This is a genomic window from Citrobacter sp. Ce129 (assembly GCF_030334545.1).
Classification (GTDB): Bacteria; Pseudomonadota; Gammaproteobacteria; order Enterobacterales; family Enterobacteriaceae; genus Citrobacter; species Citrobacter europaeus.
On record NZ_JAOWDS010000065.1, the window covers coordinates 403,265 to 428,171 of the forward strand.

Annotated in this window: 23 protein-coding genes and 1 pseudogene; 17 read left to right on the top strand and 7 right to left on the bottom strand. The window is 53.6% G+C overall.

Annotated features, from left to right (window positions below; genetic code table 11):
- The first annotated feature begins 12 nt into the window (after positions 1-12).
- From ddpX to OGV77_RS15860, 6 genes are read left to right on the top strand one after another with little or no spacing between them, the layout of a single operon-like run.
- Complete coding sequence (gene ddpX, locus OGV77_RS15835) at positions 13-600, top strand: D-alanyl-D-alanine dipeptidase (protein ID WP_087050545.1); 588 nt, start codon at positions 13-15, stop codon at positions 598-600.
- A 15-nt stretch (positions 601-615) separates the two neighbouring features.
- The gene (locus tag OGV77_RS15840; protein ID WP_043016318.1) at positions 616-2,178 is read left to right on the top strand and encodes an ABC transporter substrate-binding protein; all 1,563 of its coding nucleotides are present in this window, start codon (positions 616-618) and stop codon (positions 2,176-2,178) included.
- A 44-nt stretch (positions 2,179-2,222) separates the two neighbouring features.
- On the top strand, positions 2,223-3,245 hold the full coding sequence (locus OGV77_RS15845) for an ABC transporter permease (RefSeq protein ID WP_043016317.1): 1,023 nt from the start codon (positions 2,223-2,225) through the stop codon (positions 3,243-3,245).
- Positions 3,242-4,138, top strand: a complete 897-nt coding sequence (ddpC, locus tag OGV77_RS15850; protein ID WP_043016316.1) for a D,D-dipeptide ABC transporter permease — start codon at positions 3,242-3,244, stop codon at positions 4,136-4,138. The genes OGV77_RS15845 and ddpC overlap by 4 nt, the downstream gene beginning before the upstream one ends.
- Entirely contained in the window at positions 4,135-5,121 is a 987-nt protein-coding gene (locus OGV77_RS15855; protein WP_080625192.1) for an ABC transporter ATP-binding protein, read from the top strand. The genes ddpC and OGV77_RS15855 overlap by 4 nt, the downstream gene beginning before the upstream one ends.
- Positions 5,114-6,049, top strand: a complete 936-nt coding sequence (locus OGV77_RS15860; protein WP_043016314.1) for an ABC transporter ATP-binding protein — start codon at positions 5,114-5,116, stop codon at positions 6,047-6,049. The genes OGV77_RS15855 and OGV77_RS15860 overlap by 8 nt, the downstream gene beginning before the upstream one ends.
- A 30-nt stretch (positions 6,050-6,079) precedes the next feature.
- On the opposite strand, the gene OGV77_RS15865 is transcribed toward OGV77_RS15860, so the two are convergent.
- Positions 6,080-6,970, bottom strand: coding sequence for a LysR family transcriptional regulator (locus OGV77_RS15865; protein WP_043016313.1), 891 nt, complete (start codon positions 6,968-6,970; stop codon positions 6,080-6,082).
- A gap of 142 nt (positions 6,971-7,112) precedes the next feature.
- Between OGV77_RS15865 and OGV77_RS15870 the strand changes: the two genes are divergently transcribed.
- The 6 genes from OGV77_RS15870 to OGV77_RS15895 are packed head-to-tail and all read left to right on the top strand — an operon-like array spanning position 7,113 to position 12,825.
- On the top strand, positions 7,113-7,820 hold the full coding sequence (locus OGV77_RS15870; protein WP_043016312.1) for a CoA transferase subunit A: 708 nt from the start codon (positions 7,113-7,115) through the stop codon (positions 7,818-7,820).
- A gap of 2 nt (positions 7,821-7,822) precedes the next feature.
- Entirely contained in the window at positions 7,823-8,479 is a 657-nt protein-coding gene (locus OGV77_RS15875) for a CoA transferase subunit B (protein WP_047411246.1), read from the top strand.
- 10 nt (positions 8,480-8,489) lie between these two features.
- The gene (locus OGV77_RS15880; RefSeq protein ID WP_286502867.1) at positions 8,490-9,692 is read left to right on the top strand and encodes an acetyl-CoA C-acetyltransferase; all 1,203 of its coding nucleotides are present in this window, start codon (positions 8,490-8,492) and stop codon (positions 9,690-9,692) included.
- Positions 9,682-10,605: a 3-hydroxyacyl-CoA dehydrogenase family protein gene (locus OGV77_RS15885; protein WP_087050543.1), complete on the top strand. Its 924-nt coding sequence runs from the start codon at positions 9,682-9,684 to the stop codon at positions 10,603-10,605. The genes OGV77_RS15880 and OGV77_RS15885 overlap by 11 nt, the downstream gene beginning before the upstream one ends.
- A gap of 43 nt (positions 10,606-10,648) precedes the next feature.
- The gene (locus OGV77_RS15890) at positions 10,649-12,043 is read left to right on the top strand and encodes a GntP family permease (RefSeq protein ID WP_286502868.1); all 1,395 of its coding nucleotides are present in this window, start codon (positions 10,649-10,651) and stop codon (positions 12,041-12,043) included.
- Positions 12,044-12,054: 11 nt separating this feature from the next.
- Complete coding sequence (locus OGV77_RS15895) at positions 12,055-12,825, top strand: 3-hydroxybutyrate dehydrogenase (protein WP_043016307.1); 771 nt, start codon at positions 12,055-12,057, stop codon at positions 12,823-12,825.
- Between the two features lie 47 nt (positions 12,826-12,872).
- On the opposite strand, the gene osmC is transcribed toward OGV77_RS15895, so the two are convergent.
- Positions 12,873-13,304 carry a peroxiredoxin OsmC gene (gene osmC, locus OGV77_RS15900; RefSeq protein ID WP_042308368.1) on the bottom strand — a complete coding sequence of 144 codons (432 nt, stop codon included), beginning with the start codon at positions 13,302-13,304 and terminating at the stop codon, positions 12,873-12,875.
- 227 nt (positions 13,305-13,531) lie between these two features.
- Here osmC and sra point away from each other — a divergent pair, with 227 nt between their 5' ends.
- Both sra and maeA read left to right on the top strand, forming a co-directional pair.
- The gene (sra, locus tag OGV77_RS15905) at positions 13,532-13,672 is read left to right on the top strand and encodes a stationary-phase-induced ribosome-associated protein (RefSeq protein WP_043016306.1); all 141 of its coding nucleotides are present in this window, start codon (positions 13,532-13,534) and stop codon (positions 13,670-13,672) included.
- Positions 13,673-13,852: 180 nt separating this feature from the next.
- Positions 13,853-15,550, top strand: coding sequence for a malate dehydrogenase (maeA, locus tag OGV77_RS15910; protein ID WP_043016305.1), 1,698 nt, complete (start codon positions 13,853-13,855; stop codon positions 15,548-15,550).
- A 69-nt stretch (positions 15,551-15,619) separates the two neighbouring features.
- Here maeA and OGV77_RS15915 read toward each other — a convergent pair whose 3' ends face one another.
- Complete coding sequence (locus OGV77_RS15915) at positions 15,620-16,522, bottom strand: endonuclease/exonuclease/phosphatase family protein (protein WP_043016304.1); 903 nt, start codon at positions 16,520-16,522, stop codon at positions 15,620-15,622.
- 464 nt (positions 16,523-16,986) lie between these two features.
- Between OGV77_RS15915 and OGV77_RS15920 the strand changes: the two genes are divergently transcribed.
- From OGV77_RS15920 to OGV77_RS15930, 3 genes are all read left to right on the top strand, one after another.
- The gene (locus OGV77_RS15920) at positions 16,987-18,702 is read left to right on the top strand and encodes an ABC-F family ATP-binding cassette domain-containing protein (protein ID WP_087050542.1); all 1,716 of its coding nucleotides are present in this window, start codon (positions 16,987-16,989) and stop codon (positions 18,700-18,702) included.
- Between the two features lie 220 nt (positions 18,703-18,922).
- A complete protein-coding gene (locus OGV77_RS15925; protein WP_003833016.1) occupies positions 18,923-19,201 on the top strand; it encodes a type II toxin-antitoxin system RelE/ParE family toxin in 279 nt (92 codons plus the stop codon).
- On the top strand, positions 19,201-19,485 hold the full coding sequence (locus OGV77_RS15930; RefSeq protein WP_043016302.1) for a HigA family addiction module antitoxin: 285 nt from the start codon (positions 19,201-19,203) through the stop codon (positions 19,483-19,485). Before OGV77_RS15925 ends, OGV77_RS15930 begins: the two co-directional genes overlap by 1 nt.
- A gap of 45 nt (positions 19,486-19,530) precedes the next feature.
- On the opposite strand, the pseudogene OGV77_RS15935 reads toward OGV77_RS15930, so the two are convergent.
- The 4 genes and pseudogenes from OGV77_RS15935 to fdnG all read right to left on the bottom strand — a co-directional run.
- Positions 19,531-20,131: pseudogene (locus OGV77_RS15935) on the bottom strand (inorganic diphosphatase); the annotation flags it as partial.
- A 129-nt stretch (positions 20,132-20,260) separates the two neighbouring features.
- Positions 20,261-20,917, bottom strand: a complete 657-nt coding sequence (fdnI, locus tag OGV77_RS15940) for a formate dehydrogenase-N subunit gamma (RefSeq protein WP_003020054.1) — start codon at positions 20,915-20,917, stop codon at positions 20,261-20,263.
- Positions 20,910-21,794: a formate dehydrogenase N subunit beta gene (gene fdnH, locus OGV77_RS15945; RefSeq protein ID WP_003833024.1), complete on the bottom strand. Its 885-nt coding sequence runs from the start codon at positions 21,792-21,794 to the stop codon at positions 20,910-20,912. The genes fdnI and fdnH overlap by 8 nt, the downstream gene beginning before the upstream one ends.
- A gap of 13 nt (positions 21,795-21,807) precedes the next feature.
- Positions 21,808-24,855, bottom strand: coding sequence for a formate dehydrogenase-N subunit alpha (fdnG, locus tag OGV77_RS15950; protein WP_141110889.1), 3,048 nt, complete (start codon positions 24,853-24,855; stop codon positions 21,808-21,810).
- Between the last annotated feature and the right edge of the window lie 52 nt (positions 24,856-24,907).

The following is a 24,907-nucleotide window of genomic DNA, read 5'->3' on the forward strand; positions in this document are numbered from 1 at the left end:
AGGAAACGTGCTATGTCAGAAACCCCAGAACTGGTCGATCTGTCGGTGATATTTCCGTCGCTGCATATCGATCTTAAATACGCCACTGCCGACAACATTACCGGTGCACCTATCTATCGGGAAGCGCGCTGCCTGTTGCACGCCGAGGCGGTAACCGCGCTGGCTAAAAGCATTAGTATTGCGCAACTGGCGGGATTGTCGCTGGTGGTGTACGACGCGTATCGCCCTCAGCAGGCGCAGGCAGTACTGTGGAATGCCTGTCCTGATCCCCAGTACGTTGTTGATGTGGCGATAGGATCCAATCACAGTCGCGGAACGGCCATTGACGTTACGTTAATGGACGATCGTGGCGTTCTACTCGATATGGGGGCCGGTTTTGATGAAATGCACGACCGTTCCCATGCCTGGCACCCTTCTGTTCCTCCGGCTGCGCAGCGCAATCGGCTGCTGCTCAATGCCATTATGTTCGGGGGCGGTTTTGTCGGTATCAACAGCGAGTGGTGGCATTTTGAATTACCTGATGCCGCTCGTTATCCGCTGCTTGACGACCAGATAGCCTGTTTCCCTGCTTCACCCATAACAACACAACATCCCCTTTAATTCTGGAGCCTGGTTATGAAGACTACACCTGCGTTAAACGCGTTTTTTCGCCCCGCTCTGATAGCCGTTGCGTTGGCGTTTGCCCTGCCCGCCGCGCAGGCCGCCGTGCCTAAAGACATGCTGGTGATTGGCAAAGCCGCCGATCCTCAGACGCTCGATCCCGCCGTGACCATCGATAACAACGACTGGACGGTCACCTATCCCTCTTATCAGCGGTTGGTTCAGTACAAAACCGATGGTGGCAAAGGTTCCACGGAAGTTGAAGGCGATTTAGCCAGCGGTTGGAAAGCCTCGGACGACCAGAAAGAGTGGACGTTTACTCTGAAAAACGATGCCAAATTCGCCGACGGAACGCCGGTGACGGCTGATGCGGTAAAGCAATCCTTCGAACGTTTGCTCAAAATTGGTCAGGGTCCCGCAGAAGCGTTCCCGAAAGACCTGAAGGTTGAGGCGATCGATAACACCACGGTGAAATTTACCCTGAGCCAGCCGTTTGCTCCGTTTCTGTATACGCTGGCAAATGACGGGGCTTCAATTATTAACCCGGCTATCTTAAAAGAGCATGCCGCAGACGATGCCCGCGGATTCCTCGCGCAGAACACGGCGGGTTCCGGGCCATTCATGCTTAAAAGCTGGCAAAAAGGACAACAGCTGGTGCTGGTGCCTAACCCGCATTATGCCGGCACTAAACCGACGTTTAAGCGGGTTTCGGTAAAAATCATCGGTGAAAGCGCCTCCCGCCGCCTGCAATTATCGCGTGGCGATATCGACATTGCCGATGCGCTTCCTGTTGACCAACTGGCTGCCTTAAAACAAGAAGGCAAAGTGAACGTGGCGGATTACCCCTCATTGCGCGTGACCTATCTGTATCTCAACAACAGTAAGGCCCCGCTCAATCAGGTGGATTTACGCCGCGCCATCTCGTGGGCCACCGATTATAAAGGCATGGTCAACGGGATCCTGAGCGGCAATGGGAAGCAAATGCGTGGCCCGATCCCTGAAGGCATGTGGGGTTTTGACGACAAGGCCATGCAGTACAGCTTCGATGAAGCCAAAGCGAAAGCGGCCCTGGACAAAGTTGCCACCAAACCTGAAAGCCTGAGCTTCCTGTACTCTGATAATGACCCTAACTGGGAACCTATCGCGCTCGCGACCCAGGCAAGCCTTGGCAAACTGGGCATTAAGGTGAAGCTGGAAAAACTGGCGAACGCCACCATGCGTGACCGCGTGGGTAAAGGCGATTACGACATTGCCATTGGCAACTGGAGCCCGGACTTCGCCGACCCGTACATGTTTATGAACTACTGGTTTGAGTCAGACAAGAAAGGCTTGCCGGGTAACCGTTCGTTCTATGAAAACGCTGAGGTCGATAAACTCCTGCGTAGCGCGCTGGCCACGACCGATCAGGTTGCCAGAACCAATGACTACCAGCAGGCGCAAACCATCGTGATTGATGAAGCAGCCTACGTCTATCTATTCCAGAAAAACTATCAGCTGGCGATGAACAAAGACGTCAAAGGATTTGTATTCAATCCGATGCTGGAACAGGTCTTCAATATCTCCACCATGAGTAAATAAGCCACGTTGATGCGGAGCCGCTCTGGCTCCGCAAGGGGAAGCTAATGACGTTCTGGAGTATTTTACGCCAGCGATGCTGGGGACTTGTTCTGGTGGTTATCGGTGTTTGCGTAATCACCTTTATTATTTCACACCTGATACCAGGCGACCCCGCGCGGCTGCTGGCGGGCGATCGCGCCAGCGATGAAATTGTCGAAAATATTCGCCAACAGCTGGGGCTGAATCAGCCGCTGTATGTGCAGTTTTTTCGCTATGTCAGCGACATTTTTCATGGCGATTTAGGCATCTCTATTCGCACCGGACGTCCGGTACTGGATGAGCTACGCATTTTCTTCCCCGCTACCCTTGAGCTGGCTTTCTGCTCCTTGTTGCTGGCGCTGATTATTGGGATTCCGTTAGGTATTTTATCTGCAGTATGGCGCAACCGCTGGCTTGATCACCTCGTTCGCCTGATGGCGATCACCGGCATCTCCACGCCTGCATTCTGGCTGGGGCTGGGGGTTATCGTGCTGTTTTATGGGCATCTGCAAATTTTACCTGGCGGAGGGCGTTTAGACGACTGGCTGGATCCGCCTGCTCACGTTACCGGGTTCTATCTGATAGATGCACTGCTGGAAGGCAATGGCGAAGTCTTTTTCAATGCGCTTCAGCACCTGATCCTGCCATCACTGACGCTGGCATTTGTGCACCTGGGGATTGTCGCTCGCCAGATTCGCTCCGCCATGCTTGAGCAACTGAGTGAAGATTACATTCGTACCGCTCGCGCCAGCGGGCTGCCGGGCTGGTACATCGTATTGTGTTACGCATTGCCCAATGCGCTTATCCCCTCGATAACCGTTCTCGGCCTGGCATTAGGCGATCTGCTCTACGGCGCGGTGCTGACTGAAACGGTCTTCGCCTGGCCAGGCATGGGCGCGTGGGTGGTGACGTCGATTCAGGCGCTCGACTTCCCGGCGGTAATGGGATTTGCCGTAGTGGTCTCTTTCGCCTATGTGCTGGTTAACCTGGTGGTGGATTTGCTCTATTTGTGGATAGACCCACGAATTGGACGTGGAGGCGCACAATGATGCTCACACAAGAAACGCCGACCGCCCCTCAGACAACACGCCGCCGCACGGACTGGGCTAAACTGTTCTGGATGATGAAAAGCAGCCCACTGACGATGGTTGGCGGGGTCATCATTGTACTGATACTACTTCTAATGGTGCTGTCGCCGTGGCTAACCCCTTACGATCCCAATGCTATCAATTTGAGTGCACGTCTGCTGCCCCCGTCAGCCGCGCACTGGTTTGGTACCGATGAAGTTGGCCGCGATCTGTTCAGTCGCGTTCTGGTGGGAAGTCAGCAGTCGGTCGTTGCGGGGCTGGTGGTGGTGGGTATTGCCGGAGGATTGGGTTCGCTGCTGGGGTGTCTGTCTGGCGTCATGGGCGGACGTGCCGATGCGATTATTATGCGGATAATGGACATTATGCTGTCTATTCCCTCGCTGGTGCTGACGATGGCGCTGGCCGCCGCGCTGGGTCCAAGCCTGTTTAACGCCATGCTGGCGATTGCCATCGTACGTATTCCGTTTTATGTGCGCCTCGCCCGCGGTCAAACGTTAGTGGTGCGCCAGTTTACCTATGTGCAGGCCGCACGAACCTACGGGGCTTCACGCTGGCATTTGATTAGCTGGCACATTTTACGTAACTCTCTGCCGCCGCTCATTGTGCAGGCGTCGCTGGACATCGGCAGCGCGATCCTGATGGCCGCCACGCTCGGGTTTATTGGTCTGGGCGCACAGCAGCCCAGTGCTGAATGGGGGGCGATGGTCGCAATTGGCCGCAACTACGTGCTTGATCAGTGGTGGTATTGCGCTTTTCCTGGCGCCGCCATTCTGATTACCGCCGTGGGTTTTAATCTCTTTGGCGATGGTATTCGCGATCTGCTGGATCCGAAAGCCGGAGGAAAACAGTCATGACACAACCTGTGCTGGAAATTGAAGATTTGCATCTGAGTTTCCCCGGCTATAAAGCTGACGTGCATGCGCTGAACCATGTATCGCTGCATATCAACCGCGGAGAAATCGTTGGCGTGGTGGGTGAATCCGGTTCCGGTAAGTCCGTGACGGCTATGCTCACCATGCGTTTGCTGCCGGAGGGAAGCTATCATATTCACCAGGGGCGCGTTTCGCTGCTGGGTGAAGATGTGCTCAACGCCAGCGAGAAGCAATTGCGCCAATGGCGCGGCGCACGTGTGGCGATGATCTTTCAGGAACCCATGACGGCGCTGAATCCGACCCGACGTATAGGTCAGCAAATGGTGGAAGTTATTCGCCATCATCAGGCGTTAAGCCGCACGGATGCTCGTCAGAAAGCCATCGCTTTACTCGACGAAATGCAAATCCCGGACGCGTCGGAAGTCATGAAACGTTTCCCGTTTGAGCTTTCCGGCGGGATGCGTCAGCGGGTAATGATTGCCCTGGCCTTTTCGTGCGAGCCGGAGCTTATCATTGCCGATGAACCGACCACCGCGCTGGACGTCACGGTACAACTGCAGGTGCTGCGTTTGCTGAAGTTAAAAGCGCGCGCCAGCGGGACAGCCGTATTATTTATCAGTCATGATATGGCGGTGGTTTCACAGTTATGCGATCGGTTATACGTCATGTATGCCGGGAGTGTGATTGAGAGTGGCCCGACGCAAACTGTTATTCAACGCCCAACGCATCCCTATTCCATTGGTCTACTGAAATGCGCGCCGGAACACGGTGAGCCACGCGCATTACTGCCCGCAATTCCCGGTACCGTGCCGAACTTAACCTGTTTACCGGCCGGATGCGCATTTCGCGAGCGCTGCTTTGCCGCTGGCCCACGTTGTGAAGAAACGCCTGCGTTAAGCAGTCAGGGAGGCGCGGATCAACAATCTGCCTGCTGGTATCCGCAACTGGAGACAACACATGTCTGATTTTTTACTGGCGCTGCAGGATGTTCATGTCAACTTCCCTGCGCGTAAAAACTGGCTCGGCAAAGTAACGGAACGGGTGCATGCGCTCAACGGCCTGGATTTACAGATCCGTCAGGGAGAAACGCTGGGGATTGTCGGTGAGTCCGGCTGCGGAAAAAGTACACTGGCGCAACTGCTGATGGGGATGCTGAAACCCAGTCAGGGTAACTATGCTTGCCGGGGGGACACGCAGCACAACGGTATGCAGATGGTCTTTCAGGATCCCCTTTCATCGCTGGATCCGCGCTTACCGGTGTGGCGGATAATGACCGAGCCGGTGTGGATCCAAAAGCGGAGTCCGGAGCGTGAGCGACGCATGCTTGCCGAGGATTTGGCGCGCCAGGTGGGGATTCGCCCGGAATACCTCGATCGCCTGCCGCATGCGTTTTCTGGCGGACAGCGTCAGCGTATTGCCATCGCCCGGGCGCTATCATCAGAGCCCAATGTGATTGTTCTCGATGAACCTACCTCGGCGCTGGATATCTCCGTGCAGGCGCAAATTCTCAACCTGCTGGTGTCATTGCAGGCGCGCAGGAATCTGACTTACGTGCTGATATCGCACAACGTGTCGGTGGTCCGCCATATGAGCGACCGGGTGGCGGTAATGTACCTCGGGCAAATTGTCGAGCTGGGCGATGCGCAGCAGGTACTCACTCAGCCCGCTCATCCCTACACGCGATTATTACTGGACTCGGTCCCCAAAACGGGCGCACCGCTGGCGGAAGATTTGGTGTTGCGCAAAACCGAACTCCCGGGGAACCGTACGCTGCCTCAGGGCTGCTTTTTCCGTGACAGATGTCCGCTGGCAACCCGCGGTTGTGAGCAGAAACAGCCATTGCTGAAAAGTGACACCGGATGTGAGGTTCGCTGCTGGCGGGCGGTGGCATAACCTTAACGGCTGGCGTAATGCGTGAGAGCATCAGGCGCAATAGGCCTTTTTCAGTGAATCCACCAACACTTCTGAGGCGGTGGACAACTTATGATGCGCCGAACGCAAAACGCCGATCCGCCGCTGGATCACCGGCGTATCCAGATCGATACAGGTTGCGCCCAGCTCGGTCATTTGCGTGCGGCACAGGGCGGGTACGGCACTGCCGCCCAGTCCGTTGGCTACCAGCCGGCCAATGGTCACCAGTTGATGGCTCTCCAGCGCCACCTCCAGCGTATGTCCACTTTGCACCAGTTGTTCTTCCAGCATCAGGCGCACGGCAGAAGGACGTTGCAGTGTGATGAAATCCAGCGTTAACAGTTCGCGCCACGCAATACGATCCCTGCCCGCCAGCCGACAGGTTGGCGGCACAATGGCGATAAAACGATCCACACCGAGCGGCGTGAAATGCAGATGACCTGAATAGTCCGGCTCAAAGGCAATCCCCATCTCTACCCGCCCTTCACTGACCATTTCAATTACGTGTTCGTTAATCACATCGTGAACCGTTACGTTGATACCGGAGTAGGAGTCCCGAAACGTTTTTAGTACCGATGGCAGGACGTTAGCAGCGAATGAGGGCATGGCGGCAATAGAGATTTTCCCGCGCTGTAGCGTAAAGCGCTGGCGCATTGCCTCTTCCGTATTTTCCCAGTCCGCCAGCAGTTGTCGCCCCATGTTCAGCAGCGTTTCGCCCTCTTGCGTCAGGGTCACTTTGCGTGTGGTTCTCAACAGTAACGCCCCGCCCAGCGAATCCTCCAGTCCTTTAATCGCCAGACTTAGTGCGGGTTGCGACATATTCAGTCGTTCACTGGCATGAGCAAAATTCAGAGTGTGAGCTACCGCTAAAAACGCGCGTAACTGTTTGATGCTCATTCCCATTTCGCATTTCCTTAACTTGTTGAATACCTTTAATTAACATTAAATTGATAAAAAAACCCAATGAGTGAGTCACAAATTTAAAATTAACAAATCATTTTTCACCCCCAATGATGTCAGCAAGGACAACAGAAGGGGCAAGTGTATGGCTGGACTGGATAAACGGGTTGCCACTTATCAAGAGGCGCTGGAAGGACTAACCGATAACATGACGTTGCTGGCTGGCGGTTTTGGCTTATGTGGGATCCCTGAGAACCTGATTGCCGAAGTACGTCGTCGGGAGGTTCAAGGGCTTACGGTTGTGTCAAACAACTGCGGCGTGGATGGTTTTGGCCTTGGTGTACTGCTGGAAACGCGCCAGGTACGCAAGGTTGTCGCATCTTATGTGGGTGAAAACGCCCTCTTTGAGCAACAGGTACTTAATGGTGAACTGGAAGCTATCCTGACGCCGCAGGGCACGCTGGCAGAGCAACTGCGTGCGGGCGGTGCGGGGATCCCGGCATTCTATACCGCAACCGGATACGGGACCCCGGTTGCGCAAGGCAAAGAAGTTCGCGAGTTTGCCGGACGCCCTTACATCTTAGAACAGGCGATAACCGGTGATTTTGCGTTGGTTAAAGGCTGGAAAGCCGACTGGTACGGCAACGTTATTTATCGCCACACCGCGCAGAATTTTAATCCGCTGATGGCCGCCGCCGGGCGTATTACCGTTGTGGAAGTCGAAGAAATTGTCCCTCCCGGAGAGCTGGATCCCGCCGCAATTCACACCCCAGGAATTTTCGTTAACCGCCTGATTCAAGGGCAGTTTGAAAAACGTATTGAACAACGCACCCTGCGCCAGAAAGGAGCCTGACCATGTTAACGCGTGAACAAATGGCGATGCGTGTTGCCCGCGAACTGCGCGACGGTTATTACGTCAACCTTGGGATTGGTATCCCCACTCTGGTGGCGAACTATATTCCCGATGGCATGGACGTAATGCTGCAATCGGAAAATGGTTTGCTGGGTATGGGCCCGTTTCCTACGGAAGATGAAATTGATGCTGACATGATCAACGCCGGGAAACAGACCGTGACGGCGCGCAAAGGTGCGGCGATCTTCGATTCGGCGCAATCTTTCGCCATGATCCGCGGCGGCCACGTTGATCTTACGGTGCTTGGCGCATTTGAAGTGGATGTTAACGGCAATATCGCCTCATGGATGATCCCCGGAAAAATGGTGAAAGGCATGGGCGGCGCGATGGACCTGGTTGCCGGAGCCGACAACATCATCGTGGTGATGACGCATGCCTCCAAAAGCGGAGAGTCGAAACTGCTCCCAGCCTGCACCCTGCCGCTGACCGGCGTAGCCTGCATTAAACGCGTGCTTACCGATCTGGCGCTACTGGAAATTGCCGACGGCGCGTTCATTCTGCGTGAGCGTGCGCCGGGCATCAGTGTGGATGAGATTGTCGCCAGAACCGCCGGCAAGCTGATCGTTCCCGAAAATGTCCCCGAAATGCACTTTAGCTGAGGAGCTGACCATGCAGGATGTTGTTATTGTCGCGGCAACGCGCACCCCGATTGGCAGTTTTCATGGCGCACTGGCGCCGCTTTCGGCGGTTGAACTGGGTTCGGTGGTGATCCGTTCGTTGCTGGAAAAAACAGCCGTGACCCCTGAGCAAATTGATGAAGTGATTTTAGGTCAGGTCCTGACGGCGGGCTGCGGCCAGAATCCGGCCAGACAAACGGCATTACGCGCAGGCCTGCCGGTAACTACGCCGGCGTTAACCATTAATCTGGTGTGCGGCTCGGGCCTTAAAGCGGTGCATCAGGCGGTACAGGCTATTCGCTGCGGCGATGCGCAAATCGTGATCGGTGGGCAAGAGAGCATGAGCAATGCGCCCTATTTTCTCGATGGCGCTCGGGCGGGCCTGCGACTGGGTCATGCCAGCATGAAAGACAGCGTGGTGCATGACGGTCTGTGGGATGCGTTCAACGACTATCACATGGGCATTACCGCCGAAAATCTGGCGGATAAGTTTGCCATTAGTCGTGAGCAGCAGGACGCTTTTGCCCTTCACTCCCAGCAAAAAGCCGCCGCCGCCATTGAAGGTGGTCGTTTTAACGCGGAAATCACGCCGGTCAACGTCCCACAGGGCAAAAAACCGCCGCGTGTAGTGGATCATGACGAACAGCCACGTCCGGATACTCAGGCCGATAAACTGGCGCAGCTCAAGCCAGCATTTCGCCCAGGTAACGGCACGGTGACCGCCGGGAATGCCTCGTCAATCAATGATGGCGCCGCCGCGGTAATGTTGATGAGCGCCGCCAAAGCGGCAGAACTCAACCTGCCGGTTATGTGCCGGGTGGCGGGCTACGCCGTCTCCGGCGTCGACCCTGCGATTATGGGCATTGGGCCAGTAGAAGCGTCACTCCAGTGCCTGAAGCGAGCGGGCTGGACGTTAAATGATGTCGATCTCATTGAAGCCAACGAAGCCTTTGCCGCACAAGCGCTGGCGGTTGGCGAATCCCTGAACTGGGACGGTAATCGGGTGAACGTGAACGGCGGAGCGATTGCGCTGGGCCATCCCATTGGTGCCTCAGGTTGTCGAATTCTGGTGACACTGCTGCATGAAATGTCCCGCAGCAATGCCGTCAAAGGGCTGGCTACGCTGTGCGTAGGCGGCGGTCAGGGCGTAGCACTGGCGGTGGAACGTTCGCAGGAGGCATCTCATGCAAAGTAAACCTATCTGCGTACTGGGTGCGGGTTTGATGGGCGTCGGTATTGCCACTCACTTCGCCCGGTATGGTCACGATGTCTGGCTGTATGACACCGACAGCAGCCGCATTGCGGACATTGGCGCCGTTGCCAGCGGCATTGTGGATGAACTGATTGCTACCGAACAGTTTGCCGCAGACGAAAAAACACAGGTTGTGAGCCGTCTGCATGGCACTACCTCGCTAAAAGATATTGCCGCGTGTGGGTTGCTGATTGAAGCCATCCCGGAGCGACTCGAACTCAAGCACGCGTTGTATGCGCAACTGGAAGAGCTGATCGCGCCGGAGGCCGTGATTGCCAGTAATACCAGCGGCCTGCCGCCGGATGCGCTGGCAGAAAAGCTCGCCCATCCCGAACGCTTGCTGATCGCCCATTTCTGGCACCCGCCGCATTTTATTCCGTTGGTCGAAATTGTCCCCGGCACGGCCACGAAGCCAGAATACCTGCATGCGCTGCAACAGCGACTGCTTTCAATGCAACTGGAAGCCGTGGTGCTCGATCGCGCCGCACCGGGGTTTGTTGGTAATCGCCTGCAGTTTGCCCTGCTGCGCGAAGCGTTGCATATCGTCAAAAGCGGTATCGCCAGCGCAGAGGTGGTGGACCAGGTCATGCGCGCCTCGCTTGGTCGTCGCTATGCGATGGTTGGTCCGCTGGAGGCGGCAGATATGACCGGACTTTCTACGGTGCAGGATATTTGTCGGCATCTGCTACCGGAACTGGCAACCGGTAGCGACATGATGTCGCTGGTCGCTGACAAAGTTGCCAACGGTGATACCGGTTTACGCAGCGGTCAGGGATTTTATCGTTGGGATGATTCGCGCAAGGAATATATCCAGCAACGCAGAGAGCATCAGCTGCGCTTTGCCCTGAAACCGTAACTTCTCTTTCTGTACCCCACTATAACAATGATATTGAGGAGTCATGATGAGTGTATTAATCGCCCTGGCAGCGCTGGGCCTGCTGATGCTGGCAGCCTATCGCGGATATAGCGTCATACTTTTTGCCCCCATCGCGGCATTAGGTGCTGTATTGCTTACCGAACCCAGCGCCGTCGGACCTGCTTTTACCGGCCTGTTTATGGAAAAAATGGTCGGTTTTGTGAAGCTTTACTTCCCGGTGTTCTTGCTGGGAGCGGTGTTTGGCAAGTTAATCGAGTTATCTGGTTTTTCCCGCTCTATTGTTGCCGCCGCCATCAATATCCTCGGGCGGCGTCACGCCATCCCGGTAATTGTGCTGGTGTGCGCGCTGTTAACCTACGGCGGGGTTTCGCTGTTTGTAGTGGCGTTTGCGGTGTATCCATTTGCGGCGGAGCTGTTCCGCCAGAGTAATATTCCTAAGCGCCTGATCCCGGCCACCGTCGCGCTGGGCGCGTTCTCCTTCACGATGGACGCCTTACCTGGCACGCCGCAGATCCAGAACATTATTCCGACCAGCTTCTATGGCACTAACGCCTGGGCCGCGCCGTGGCTGGGTTTGATAGGTTCCGTGTTTATTATCGTTGTCGGTCTGGTTTATCTCGAGCGCCAGCGTCGTAAAGCCCAGACGAAGAATGAAGGATATGGCACTGAACTGTTAAACGAGCCCGAAACGCCAGATAACATTAATCTGCCGAACCCGATAATTGCTATCTCTCCGCTGATCCTGGTTGGCGTATTTAACCTGCTGTTCACCCGCTGGATCCCCCAATGGTATGGCGCCACGCATCAGTTGGAGCTTCCGGGTCTTGCCAAACCGATTACCACCGAAGTCGGTAAAATCACTGCTATCTGGGCGGTAGAAGCGGCGCTGATTTCTGGAATTTTACTGGTGGTACTCTTCGGCTATCGCAACATTAAAGGTCGCCTGGCGGAAGGGAGCAGAACGGCGGTTGGCGGTGCGATCCTCGCAGCGATGAATACCGCATCAGAGTACGGCTTTGGCGCAGTGATCGCCGCCCTGCCGGGTTTCCTTGTGCTGTCCAAAGCGCTGGCGGCCATTCCCGATCCACTGCTCAATGAGGCTATCAGCATCACCACGCTTGCCGGGATCACCGGTTCGGCGTCTGGCGGGATGAGTATTGCCCTCGCCGCCATGTCTGACACTTTTATTGCCGCTGCCCATGCCGCCAATATCCCACTTGAAGTCTTCCACCGCGTGGCGTCAATGGCCAGCGGTGGTATGGACACCCTGCCACACAACGGCGCGGTCATTACCCTGCTGGCCATTACCGGTCTCAGCCATCGTCAGGCGTACGGTGGGATTTTCGCCATTACCGTCATTAAAAGTCTGGCCGTGCTGTTTGTTATCGGCGTCTTCTACACCACCGGAATTGTTTAAGGAGAATCATCATGAACTTAACGGGAAAAACTGCCCTTGTAACCGGTTCAACCAGCGGTATCGGATTAGGCATCGCACAGGTGCTGGCGCAAGCGGGAGCAACCCTGATCCTTAACGGGTTTGGCGATGTTGAAGCCGCCAAAGACGCCGTGGCGCAGTATGGCAAAACGCCGGGCTATCATGGCGCAGACCTGAGCGATGAAGCGCAAATTGCTGACATGATGCGCTATGCTGCAAGCGAATTTGGCGGTGTGGATATCCTGGTCAACAACGCCGGGATCCAGCACGTTTCACCGGTGGAAACCTTCCCGGTTGATAAATGGAACGCGATTATCGCCATTAATCTCTCTTCTGTCTTTCACACCACACGCCTGGCGCTTCCCGGCATGCGTAAACGTAACTGGGGGCGCATTATTAATATCGCTTCTGTTCACGGGCTGGTGGCCTCAAAAGAGAAGTCCGCCTATGTGGCTGCGAAGCATGGCGTGGTGGGACTAACCAAGACCATTGCGCTGGAAACCGCGCAAACGGGCATCACCTGCAATGCGCTGTGCCCCGGTTGGGTGCTCACACCGCTGGTCCAGCAGCAGATTGATAAACGAATTGCCGAAGGCGCTGAGCCTGAAGCCGCGCGTGACGCCCTGCTGGCGGAAAAGCAGCCGTCGCGCGAATTCGTCACGCCGGAACAGTTGGGTGAGCTGGCGCTATTTTTGTGCTCAGACGGCGCGGCGCAGGTGCGAGGCGTTGCGTGGAATATGGATGGCGGTTGGGTAGCGCAATAACATCATCTGGTGCCGGATAAGACGCTGTCGCATCCGGCACGCCACGATTAAGACTTCAGTTGATAATCCAGCGTAATTTCCGCGTTCAGCACCTGCGATACCGGGCAGCCCGCTTTCGCTTTCTGGATAATGCCGTCAAACGTGGCGGCATCGATCCCCGGGACGCTCACCTCGCTGTGCAGCGCGACTTTGGTGATAGCAAACCCGGCATCCACTTTATCCAGAGAAACATCGGCAGTGGTATCAATGGCATCTGGCGTAAAACCCGCTTCGCCCAACATCAGAGAAAGCGCCATTGAGAAGCAGGCCGCATGGGCCGCGCCAATCAACTCCTCTGGATTGGTGCCTTTCACCCCTTCGAATCGGGTATTAAACCCATACGGTTGCTGATTCAACACGCCACTTTCGGTCGATACGGTACCTTTACCGCGCTTAATGTCGCCTTCCCAGTGTGCCTGACCTTTCTTATGGATAGTCATTACCGTTCTCCTGTGTTGTCGTTGGAGTTACAAGTATAGGACGGCTGAGAAAAAGCATGGCACATACGGGAAAGTTCTCATTTGCCGCTTAAGCATTGACCTTTCAGATAAAATGACCGACCATCCAGAAAGCCGTTATTTTGAACATCGGCTTTCTATCAGGTTGTATTTCGTCCGTTGTCATACGGGCTCGCCCTTGAAACCAGTAACAGGATTAAGGAGTTAGAATGAAATCGAACCGTCAGGCCCGTCATATTCTCGGACTGGACCACAAAATCTCAAATCAACGTAAATCCGTGACCGAAGGTGACAAAACCAGCGTGGTCAATAATCCTACCGGAAGAAAGCGCCGCGCTGACGGCAAGTAGACCTTTCGCACGTCTGACTGAATAACGAGATAAACACCATTGCAACCGCAGTGGTGTTTTTGCTTATAAAACCCCTTTACCCATTCACAATGCTTTATACTTCGCCCGTTTCCCTGGCGAACAGGCCACATACGATCATAAAGAGTGCCAGGGACGGTTATTCAAAAAAGAGTGAGTGACATGGAAAACGAAACTAAAAAACTGCGTTCCCTTTACATCCCTTACGCTGGCCCGGTACTGCTGGAATTCCCCTTACTGAATAAAGGGAGCGCTTTCAGTGTGGAAGAACGCCGTAACTTCAACCTGCTGGGGTTACTGCCGGAAGTGGTCGAGACGATTGAAGAACAGGCCGAACGCGCCTGGATCCAATATCAGGGATTCAAAACTGAAATTGATAAACACATTTATCTGCGTAACATCCAGGACACCAACGAAACCCTGTTTTACCGACTCGTGCATAATCACCTCGATGAGATGATGCCGGTTATCTACACCCCAACGGTCGGCGCGGCCTGTGAGCGTTTCTCTGAGATCTATCGTCGCGCGCGCGGCGTATTTATCTCTTATCAGAACCGCCACAATATGGACGACATCCTGCAAAACGTTCCTAACCACAATATCAAGGTTATCGTCGTTACCGATGGCGAACGTATTTTGGGTCTTGGCGATCAGGGCATCGGCGGAATGGGGATTCCAATCGGTAAACTGTCGCTGTATACCGCGTGTGGCGGAATTAGCCCGGCCTACACCCTGCCAGTGGTACTTGACGTCGGGACCAACAATCAGCAACTGCTCAACGATCCGCTGTATATGGGCTGGCGTAATCCGCGCATCACTGATGATGAGTACTACGAATTTGTCGATGAATTCATCCAGGCCGTGAAGCATCGCTGGCCGGACGTACTGTTGCAGTTTGAAGACTTCGCGCAGAAAAACGCCATGCCTCTCCTGACCCGTTATCGCGATGAAATCTGCTCGTTTAACGACGATATTCAGGGTACCGCGGCGGTAACCGTTGGCACGCTGATTGCTGCCAGCCGCGCGGCCGGTAGCCAGTTGAGCGAACAAAATATCGTCTTCCTCGGGGCGGGTTCCGCCGGTTGCGGGATTGCCGAGCAGATCATCGCGCAAATTCAGCGTGAAGGCTTAAGCGAAGAAGCGGCACGTCAACGCGTATTCATGGTCGATCGCTTTGGCCTGTTAACCGATAAGATGCCGAACCTGCTCTCTTTCCAGACCAAACTGGTGCAAAAACGAGAAAACCTCCAGCACTGGGATACGCAAGAAGATGTGCTGTCGCTACTCGACGTGGTACGCAACGTTAAGCCGGATATCCTGATTGGTGTTTCCGGACAGACCGGCCTGTTTACAGAAGAAATCATTCGCGAAATGCATAAACATTGTCCGCGTCCGATCGTCATGCCGCTGTCTAACCCGACTTCCCGCGTAGAAGCCACGCCACAGGATATTATCGCCTGGACAGAAGGTAATGCGCTGGTTGCGACCGGTAGCCCGTTCGCACCGGTACTGTGGAAAGAGAAAATTTATCCGATCGCCCAATGTAACAACGCCTATATCTTCCCGGGTATTGGTCTGGGGGTTATTGCTTCTGGCGCGTCGCGCATCACTGATGAAATGCTGATGTCGGCAAGCGAAACGCTGGCGCAGTATTCACCGCTGGTGCTCAACGGCGAAGGACTGGTGTTACCGGAGCTGAAAGACATTCAGACGGTGTCGCGCGCCATCGCTTTTGCCGTGGGGAAAATGGCCCAGCAGCAAGGCGTGGCGGTTAAAACGTCCGCCGAAGCGCTACAACAGGCGATTGACGATAATTTCTGGCAGGCGGAATATCGCGACTACCGTCGTACTTCTATCTGACGCTTTGCCCGGCGGCAAACTGCTGCCGGGCAATGTTAAGCGTTTGATGAACAAAAGGCTGTATGTGGATTACTGCTCTGAAAGTTCAAGCTCAGCAATAACCGGCAGGTGATCGCTCGCCGTAGACCACGTAAATTCGGATGAATTATGTGGGATCTGCAGATTTTTGACGTTCCACTTTTGCCCTTTAAATGTGAAAATATGGTCTATATCAATCGCTGGGTTAACGGCTGGCCAACTGCGCGTATCAATTCCCTCTTTCGTCACTTCATTGAAAAAGTAACGTATTTCTTTTAGGGGTTGTTCATCCCGGGTTGAATTGAAATCGCCCGCCAGGATTTTAATTGAAGATGCGATATCCGGGAAATCTGTTGTTGCGTCACCAATGCTAATATCTAACAGGTAACGCGCCTGCTCAGTTCGCATGGTTGGATCTTTTTGCCAGTCGAGGTGAGTTACCATGATGATCGGTGCGGAATCAAAGCCGGGAACATCAATCTGCGCCAGTAATGCCACACGTTGTTCTGCATCACCCGACGGTAATTTCACGACCTGCGAATGCAGTATTTTATATTTGGAAAGAAGACCTAAGCCGTATTCACCGCCGTCAAAGTCGATAGCTTTTCCAAAGACATAATGCAGTTTATTGGCATCAGCGATTTTTTTGAGTTGATCAATTTTTTGGCTACGACCTGTTTTATTATCAACCTCCGGAACCGCAATAATATCGGCATTTATTCTTTCAATCGCCGAATTAAGTGCAGTAAAATCCGCTACATCAGCAGAGGCTTCATTTTTACCAATGTTATAGGTGGCAATCTTTAAATGAGGTTTTTGTTGCGTGTAAATTTTGTCGGGAACCCCACCTTTTTGAACTTTAAGTATCTCATTACCCGCAAGTTTTTCACTTGCCTGTGCATTTGCAAATAAACATCCCAGCGCAATCATCGTTAATGTAATTGTTTTTTTCATGTTATCTATTCTCCAAATAATAAAATAGTGTGCAGAGGATACTGGAGAATGTAGATCGTTGTTGTGATCCTTAACTCATACTTTTGACGCGATGAAAATTAACTTTCGCATGAATAATCTGCGTTCATTTCTTCTGAATCAAGGTAACTGTTCCTGTATCAGTGTTTACGGTTCCAATGCTGTCGCGTGCAAAGCTTGCGCGACTGCGTAACTTGCGATTACACTTTCGCTACCGATCAACATTCTGAAAAACAAAAGGAGGATACTTATGCTGTACTGTGAACGTTTTATCGTTTCACATGCTTTTGGCGATCGCCAGTGCTCAAGCGTTATCGGTATCGTGCTGCGATAACTTCTGCTTGAGCGAAGCTAACTTCTAAATCCCCTTCTCTCGGGCTTACCGGGTTATCGTCAGCGATGTTTGACGAGGCGTTTTCACGCCTGTAACTCTTGAGTAAGCAACAATGAGCACATTACTAACCGCACAATCCTTACACGTTGATACGGCATTCGGCACGCTATTCGACGATCTTTCCTTTACCCTGAAAAAAGGCGACCGCATCGGGCTTATCGGTTACAACGGCTGCGGCAAAAGCACGCTGTTAAAACTGCTCGACGGCACGATCTCGCCCACCAGTGGGGCAATCGCGCAGGCGAATCACTGTCATCTCGCTCGTGTGGAACAACATCTACCTGACGATATACTGCCGCTTACGCTGCAGGAAGCCGTTCTCGCTCAACTTCCCGAGCATGAACGCGCAGCTCAGCAGTGGCGGGTTGAAGCACTGCTTGCCGAAATGGGGTTCACGCCGGAGAATTTATCCCTGACAGCACAAACGCTGAGCGGCGGCCAACATACGCGTCTGCTATTAGCGCGGGCGCTGATGCGAAATCCTGACTTACTGCTGCTGGATGAGCCGGGTAACCACCTGGATTTGCCCACATTACTGTGGCTGGAACAGTTCTTACAGAACTGGTCTGGCAGTTTTGTGGTGGTTTCTCACGACCCGCAGCTGCTGGACGCGGTGACTCACGGAACGTGGATCTTGCGCGATCGCACTCTCCATGCTTTTGATCTGCCCTGTAGCGCGGCGCGTCAGGCGCTGGTAGAAAGAGACGTCAGCGATGCTTTGCGCCATAAGGCTGAACAAAAGGAGATCGACCGTGTGGCCGCCAGCGCCAGGCGGCTGGCTACCTGGGGGCGGGTCTACGACAACGAAGATCTCTCCCGCAAGGCCAAACAGATGGAAAAACAGGTACAACGCCTGAAAGAGGTACAGACGGAAGTGACGTCAGGGAGTCAGTGGACGCTAACATTGCAGGGGGATGCTCTGCGTGCGGATCGTTTGCTGGAGATGACAAATCTGTCCGTAGCCCCCGCTCCCGGCGCTGATACGCTATTTTCCATTGCCGGTATCCGGTTAAAAAGTGGCGATCGCGTGGCGATTGTCGGGCGTAACGGTTGCGGGAAATCGTCGCTGTTAAGGCTTATCTGGCAACAGTTTCAGTCACAGATGGCATCACCTTCACTGGTGTTACACCCGCGCGTTACGCTGGGGTATTACGACCAGACGCTGCATCAGCTCGCAGACAACGATTCGTTATTTGACGCGCTGGAAGCGTTTGCCCCGCAGCCGGAGATTCGCAAGATGGCGCTGATTAGCGCGGGTTTTCCGTGGGTCCGACATGCGCAGCGAGTCAGTACATTAAGCGGCGGTGAACGATCCCGGCTGCTGTTTGTGGGTCTGACGCTTGCGCGCTACAGCCTGCTGATGCTCGATGAACCCACCAACCATCTGGATATGGAAGGTAAAGAGGCGCTGGCAGAAACGCTGCAAAGTTATAACGGCGGCGTGTTGCTGGTCAGTCACGACCGTCAGCTTATCAGCCAAAGCTGTAACCGGTTTTGGTTAATCGACAATGGCGAACTGAGCGAATGGCACGATCTGGACGCGGTCAATGCGCGTATTCGGGAAACATCCTCTGAGATAACTGTTCCCAAAACGGTGGTCGAAGCGAGGGCCGAAATCAGCGTTGACAGCGATGGATTGCTGGAACAACTCCTCGAGCTGGAGCAACGTCTGGCCGACGATCTTGCGCGCAAGCCAAAACATCAAAAGCCGTTGTTACAGGCACAATGGCGAAAGGAGATTGAGCGTCTGAACTCACAACTGGAGTAAACTCTGGTGCCGGATGGCGAACGCTTATCCGGCCTACATCAGCAAAATGCGCGTGTAGGCCAGCCATCCGGCAATTCTTGCGTGACGCTTTCCAGATATTCCCCTTCTCCCTTTTTCTTTTTGCACATTCGCCGCAAAATTTAAAACATCGCAATCCTGGTGTTGCGCTTAAAGGAACATTAATGGTAATGTTCCTCTTGAAGGAACAAGGAAGATATGGATGATCATGAACTTCAGACACAAAGGATTGCGCGATTTGTTTCTTCATGGGCGAACATCAGGCGTTATGGCGAAACATGTCCGACGATTACGACACAGGCTTGCCGTTATTGATGCGGCTAGTAAGGTTACAGATATCAATATGCCCGGTTATAAGCTGCATCCTCTGGTGGGTGAGCGTGACGGCATATGGGCAATTTCTGTTTCAGGTAACTGGCGTATTACGTTTGAATTCGTCAATGGCGATGCGTACATACTGGACTACGAGGACTATCATTGATGAAGATGGCAAATCATCCCCGTCCTGGGGATATCATTCAGGAAGCGCTGGACGAACTCAATGTCAGCCTGCGCGAGTTTGCCAGGGCTATGGAAATTGCACCTTCAACGGCAAGTCGACTATTAACCGGGAAAGCGGCCCTGACGCCTGAGATGGCGATTAAACTCTCTGTGGTGATTGGCAGTTCACCCGAAATGTGGTTAAACCTGCAAAATACCTGGAGTCTGGCAGAGGCCCAAAAAAGCGTGGATATTTCACGCCTGCGTAAGCTGGCAGTACAATGATAAAAGTAAATGCCGGATCAACTTTTGCCATCCGGCATGCTAATTATTGCTGCGGTTTTTTCTCTTTCCAGGCCTCCCAGGCCTGTTTGATCTCTTGCTTCGCCGTAACGGCATCGTTGAAACCGTTTAATTCGACCTTCTTGCGCCCTTCCGGCAGATCTTTGTACACGCGGAAGAAAGATTCCAGACGTTGAACTTCAATCTTTGGCAGATCGCTCAGCTCTTTGATGTTGTCATAAGTAGGGTCAATTTTACTGGCCGGTACGGCAACAATTTTGTCGTCCTTTTCACCGCCGTCGATCATCTTCAGTACGCCAATAGCGCGCAGCTTAATCAACGTTCCCGGAGCCAGCGGCGCGCGGGTATAAAAGATAACATCCAGCGGGTCGCCGTCACCGGCTAAAGACTGGGTCAGAGAACCGTAGTTGGCGGGATAGGCAACCGGCATGGACTGGAAGCGATCGGCAATGATAAAACCGGTTTTGGCGTCAGTTTCATATTTGATTATTCCACCTGCCGGGATTTCGGTCACGGCATAAAACTCTTCCGGGTTATTCTCCGGCTGCGGAAATTCGAGGACATTCTGCGCCTGAGCGGATGCACAAAGAAATAGGCTGACTGCGAGTAATTTTTTCACCAGATGCATTGTCTTTTAACTCTTCTATTATTGGAAAGACAACACCTTACGTTCAGCAGATGACAGAAACATGACGTTTTTTTGGCAAAAAAATGGCGCTACATCGGTAGCGCCATTACGTACAGGGAACGTCAGGAGTTAGTTAACCCCTTCCTCGCTCTCTTTTTTCGCTTCTTGTCTTTCAACTTCGCGATACCAGCGTGGGTGATGTTTCTTCGCCCAGCGACGGCTCACTTTCCCTTCAACCATGCCTTTAATCGATCCTTTCACCCAGAATGCCATATACATATGGATGAGGATGGCGTGCATCAGGATAATCCCCGCCGCCGCATGGATCAGCAGGCTATAGCGCACAACCTGCATCGGGAAGAACTGCGCAAAGTACGGACGCCAGATAATGATACCAGTAATCAACAGCACGAAAATCATGCTCATGATTGACCAGAACATCATTTTCTGCCCGGCGTTGTACTTGCCCACATCCGCCACTTTATGTTCATTGCCTTTCAGCACTTCCACAATGTTTTTCAGCCACGGGATATCTTTTTTATCCGGGATGTTATGGTGAACAAAGCGTACAAACATGAACATCAGCGCCACGAAGATCAGTATGCCGAAGAACGGGTGCAAAATGCGTCCCATCTGCGGCGTACCGAAGGTCTGCGTCAGCCATTGCAGAGTCGGGAAGAAAAAAGAAATCCCCGACAACGCCACCAGGAAGAAGCAGATCACCACCGTCCAGTGACAGGCGCGGTCGATAAACTTCGTGCGCACAATCATTTTCGACTTACTCATGATGATCCTCCTCGTCGTCGTCCACTTCCTTATTCGGGCCGATACCAATGTAGTGGTAAATCAGCCCGGCGAAGGTGGCGATAAATCCGGCAGCGGCCAGCGGTTTCAACGCCCCTTTCCACAGATTGATAGAGGTATCGATCTGCGGATCTTTCGGCAGGCCATGATACAGCTCCGGTTGGTTGGCATGATGCAGAACGTACATAACGTGCGTACCACCCACACCTTCCGGATTGTAGAGACCGGCGTGTTCGAAACCGCGTGCCTTCAGTTTTGCCACGCGCTGTTCGCCCATTTCCAGCATTTCCTGCTTAGTGCCGAAATGTATTGCTCCGGTCGGACAAGTCTTCACGCAGGCAGGTTCCTGCCCGACGCTGACCCGGTCCACACACAGCGTACATTTATACACGCGGTTATCCTCTTTATTGAGGCGCGGAATATTAAATGGACACCCGGCAATACAGTAGCCGCAGCCAATACAGTGTTCTGACTGGAAATCGACAATCCCGTTGGCGTACTGGATGATAGCTCCGGCAGACGGGCATGCCTTCAGGCAGCCCGGATCTTCACAGTGCATACAGCCGTCTTTACGAATCAACCACTCCAGCTTGCCGTTCTGTTCGGTTTCGGTAAACCGCATCACCGTCCAGGACTTGGCGCTGAGATCGGCGGGGTTGTCATACACCCCGACGCAGTGGCCGACTTCATCGCGGATATCGTTCCACTCTGAGCATGCCACCTGACAAGCTTTACAGCCTATACAGGTGGAAACGTCTATCAGCTTCGCGACCTCCGCTTTATAATCACGGGCCTGAGGCGGCGGCGTGATGGAGTTTGTTGCGGACCTTTTGATGATGTCCTGCGTTTCCATAGACATATGTTCGCCTCCCTTACGCCTTCTCGATGTTAACTAAAAACGCTTTGTATTCCGGCGTTTGCGAGTTTGCATCACCGACATTCGGCGTCAGGGTGTTGGCGATATAGCCTTTACGCACGACTCCTTCAAAGCCCCAGTGGATTGGGATCCCAACCGTTTCAACCTGCTGACCGTTGACGTTCAAAGTACGCAGACGACGGGTCACCACGGCAACTGCGCGAATAAATCCACGCTTGCTGCTGACTTTCACGTGATCGCCGTTGTTGATACCTTTCGCTGCCGCCAGCGTTTCGCTGATTTCCACAAACTGCTCTGGCTGGGCAATCGCATTCAGCAATGCGTGCTTGGTCCAGGTATGGAAATGTTCGGTCAGACGATAGGTCGTCCCGACGTACGGGAAGTCCTGTTTCGTACCCATGCGGAGCTTATCCGCTTCGTACAGACGCGCTGCCGGGTTGGAGATCACGTTCGGGTGCAGCGGGTTAGTACCCAGCGGAGTTTCCATCGGCTCGTAGTGTTCCGGGAACGGACCTTCCGCCATCTTATCGATAGCAAACAAACGCCCCAGCCCTTCCGGCTGCATGATAAACGGATTGGTACCGCTGCCTGGTGCCGCAGTATTGAAGTCCGGGATATCGTTCCCCGTCCACTTCGTACCGTTCCACTGGATAAGCATGCGTTTTGGATCCCACGGTTTACCCTGTGGATCCGCCGAAGCGCGGTTATACAGCACGCGACGGTTCAACGGCCATGCCCAAGCCCAGCCCAGCGTATTACCGAGACCTGACGGGTCGGCATTATCGCGATTGGCCATCTGGTTGCCCTGCTCGGTCCAGCTACCGGTATAAATCCAGCAGGATGATGAGGTAGAACCATCATCACGCAGCAACGCAAAGCTGTTGAGCAACTGACCTTTTTTCGCAACCAGCACGCCGTTAGCATCATAGAGGTCTTCCAGCGCATAGCCGTTGTTCTCTTTTGCCACTTCCTCTGAGTGCGGTTCGTCCGGCTGCTTATAGTTCCAGCTCATTTTCAGAACGGGTTCTACCGCTTTACCGCCTTCAGTGCGATACATGTCGCGCAGACGATGGTAAATACCGGCCAGAATTTCGCCGTCGTTGCGGGCTTCACCCGGTGCGTCCTGACCTTTCCAGTGCCACTGCAGCCAGCGGCCGGAGTTGGCGATGGAGCCGTCCTCTTCCGCAAAGCAGGTCGATGGCAAACGGAAGACTTCGGTCTGAATAGATGCCGGATCGACGTCGTTTGATTCACCGTGGTTCTGCCAGAACGTTGAGGTTTCGGTCACCAGCGGATCGATAACCACCAGATACTTCAGTTTGCTCAGGCACTGCACCACTTTGTTTTTGTCCGGGAAGGACGCAACGGGGTTAAAGCCCTGACAGATGTAGCCGGTGACTTTTCCGCTATCCATCATGTTGAAGTATTTGATGACGTCGTAGGACTGATCCCACTTCGGCAGCCACTCAAAGCCCCAGTCGTTCTCTTTCTGCGCCGCATTGCCGTAGAAAGATTTCATTAGACTGACGAAGAACTTCGGATAGTTACCCCAGTAGTTAACCTGGTCGGCCAACGTCGCTTTTGGCGTATTAGCAGCCAGATAGGTTTGCAGATCCGTCTGTTTCTCTGACGGCAGCGTCAGGTAACCTGGCAGACTGGTAGAGAGCAGACCTAAGTCGGTTAATCCCTGAATGTTGGAGTGACCACGTAAGGCGTTAACCCCGCCACCTGCCATCCCCATGTTGCCGAGCAGCAACTGGATCATCGCCATGGTACGGATGTTCTGCGCCCCTACGGTATGCTGTGTCCAGCCCAGCGCATACAGGAACGTAGTGGTGCGATCCGCCGCGCTGGTGGAAGCCAGTACTTCGCAGACTTTCAGGAAGTCTTCTTTCGGTGTACCGCAGATGTTTTCCACCACATCTGGCGTGTAGCGGGAAACGTGCTGTTTTAGCAGATTCCACACGCAGCGAGGATGGCTTAACGTTTCATCGCGTTTCGCGTAGCCGTTTTCATCGAACTGGTAGTTCCAGGACGATTTATCGTATTGGCGTTTTTCCGCGTCATAGCCGCTGAACAGACCGTCTTCAAAAGCAAAGTCATCCCGCACCAGCAGGCTGGCGTTGGTGTAATGCCTCACGTATTCAGCGTTAATTTTGTTGTTTTCAATCAGGTACAGCAAGACACCGGACAGGAACGTAATGTCCGTGCCGGAACGAATTGGCGCATAGATATCCGCCACCGAGGCTGTACGAGTAAAACGAGGGTCAACAACAATCAGCGTGGCATCATTGTTGTTTTTGGCTTCCATCGCCCAGCGGAATCCCACCGGATGTGCTTCAGCGGCATTACCGCCCATCACCATCACGACGTTAGCGTTTTTAATATCAACCCAGTGGTTGGTCATCGCACCGCGACCAAATGTTGGAGCAAGACTTGCTACCGTTGGTCCGTGTCAGACGCGCGCCTGGTTGTCTACTGCCAGCATGCCGAGTGAGCGCACAAATTTTTGCGTCAGCATGCCAGTTTCATTACTTGCCGCAGATGCGCATAGCATCCCGGTTGAAAGCCAGCGGTTTACCGTTACGCCCTGCTCATTCTTCTCAATAAAGTTGGCGTCACGGTCAGTTTTCATCAGCTTCGCGATGCGGGTGAATGCTTCATCCCAGCTGATACGCTGCCATTTGTCGGAACCAGGAGCGCGATATTCCGGGTAACGCAGACGGTTTTCACTGTGCACGTAATCCAGTAATCCTGCGCCCTTAGGACATAATGCCCCGCGGCTCACCGGATGATCCGGATCCCCTTCAATATGGTAAATCGACTCTTTGGCGTTTTTTGCTCCATCTCCCAGGCTATACATTAATAGCCCGCAACCTACGGAACAGTATGTGCAGGTGTTTCGGATCTCTTTGGCGCGTAACAGCTTATAGTTTCGCGCCTGAGCCAGTGCCATTTTGGGTGCAAAACCCAGAGCGGCTACTGTTGTTCCCGCCATACCGCCCGCGCAGATTTTAAAAAATTGTCTGCGGCTGACGTCCATTGCTTTCCTCTTTTTTGCAGGGGTTCGTACAGGAAATCTCTCAAATTGCGCG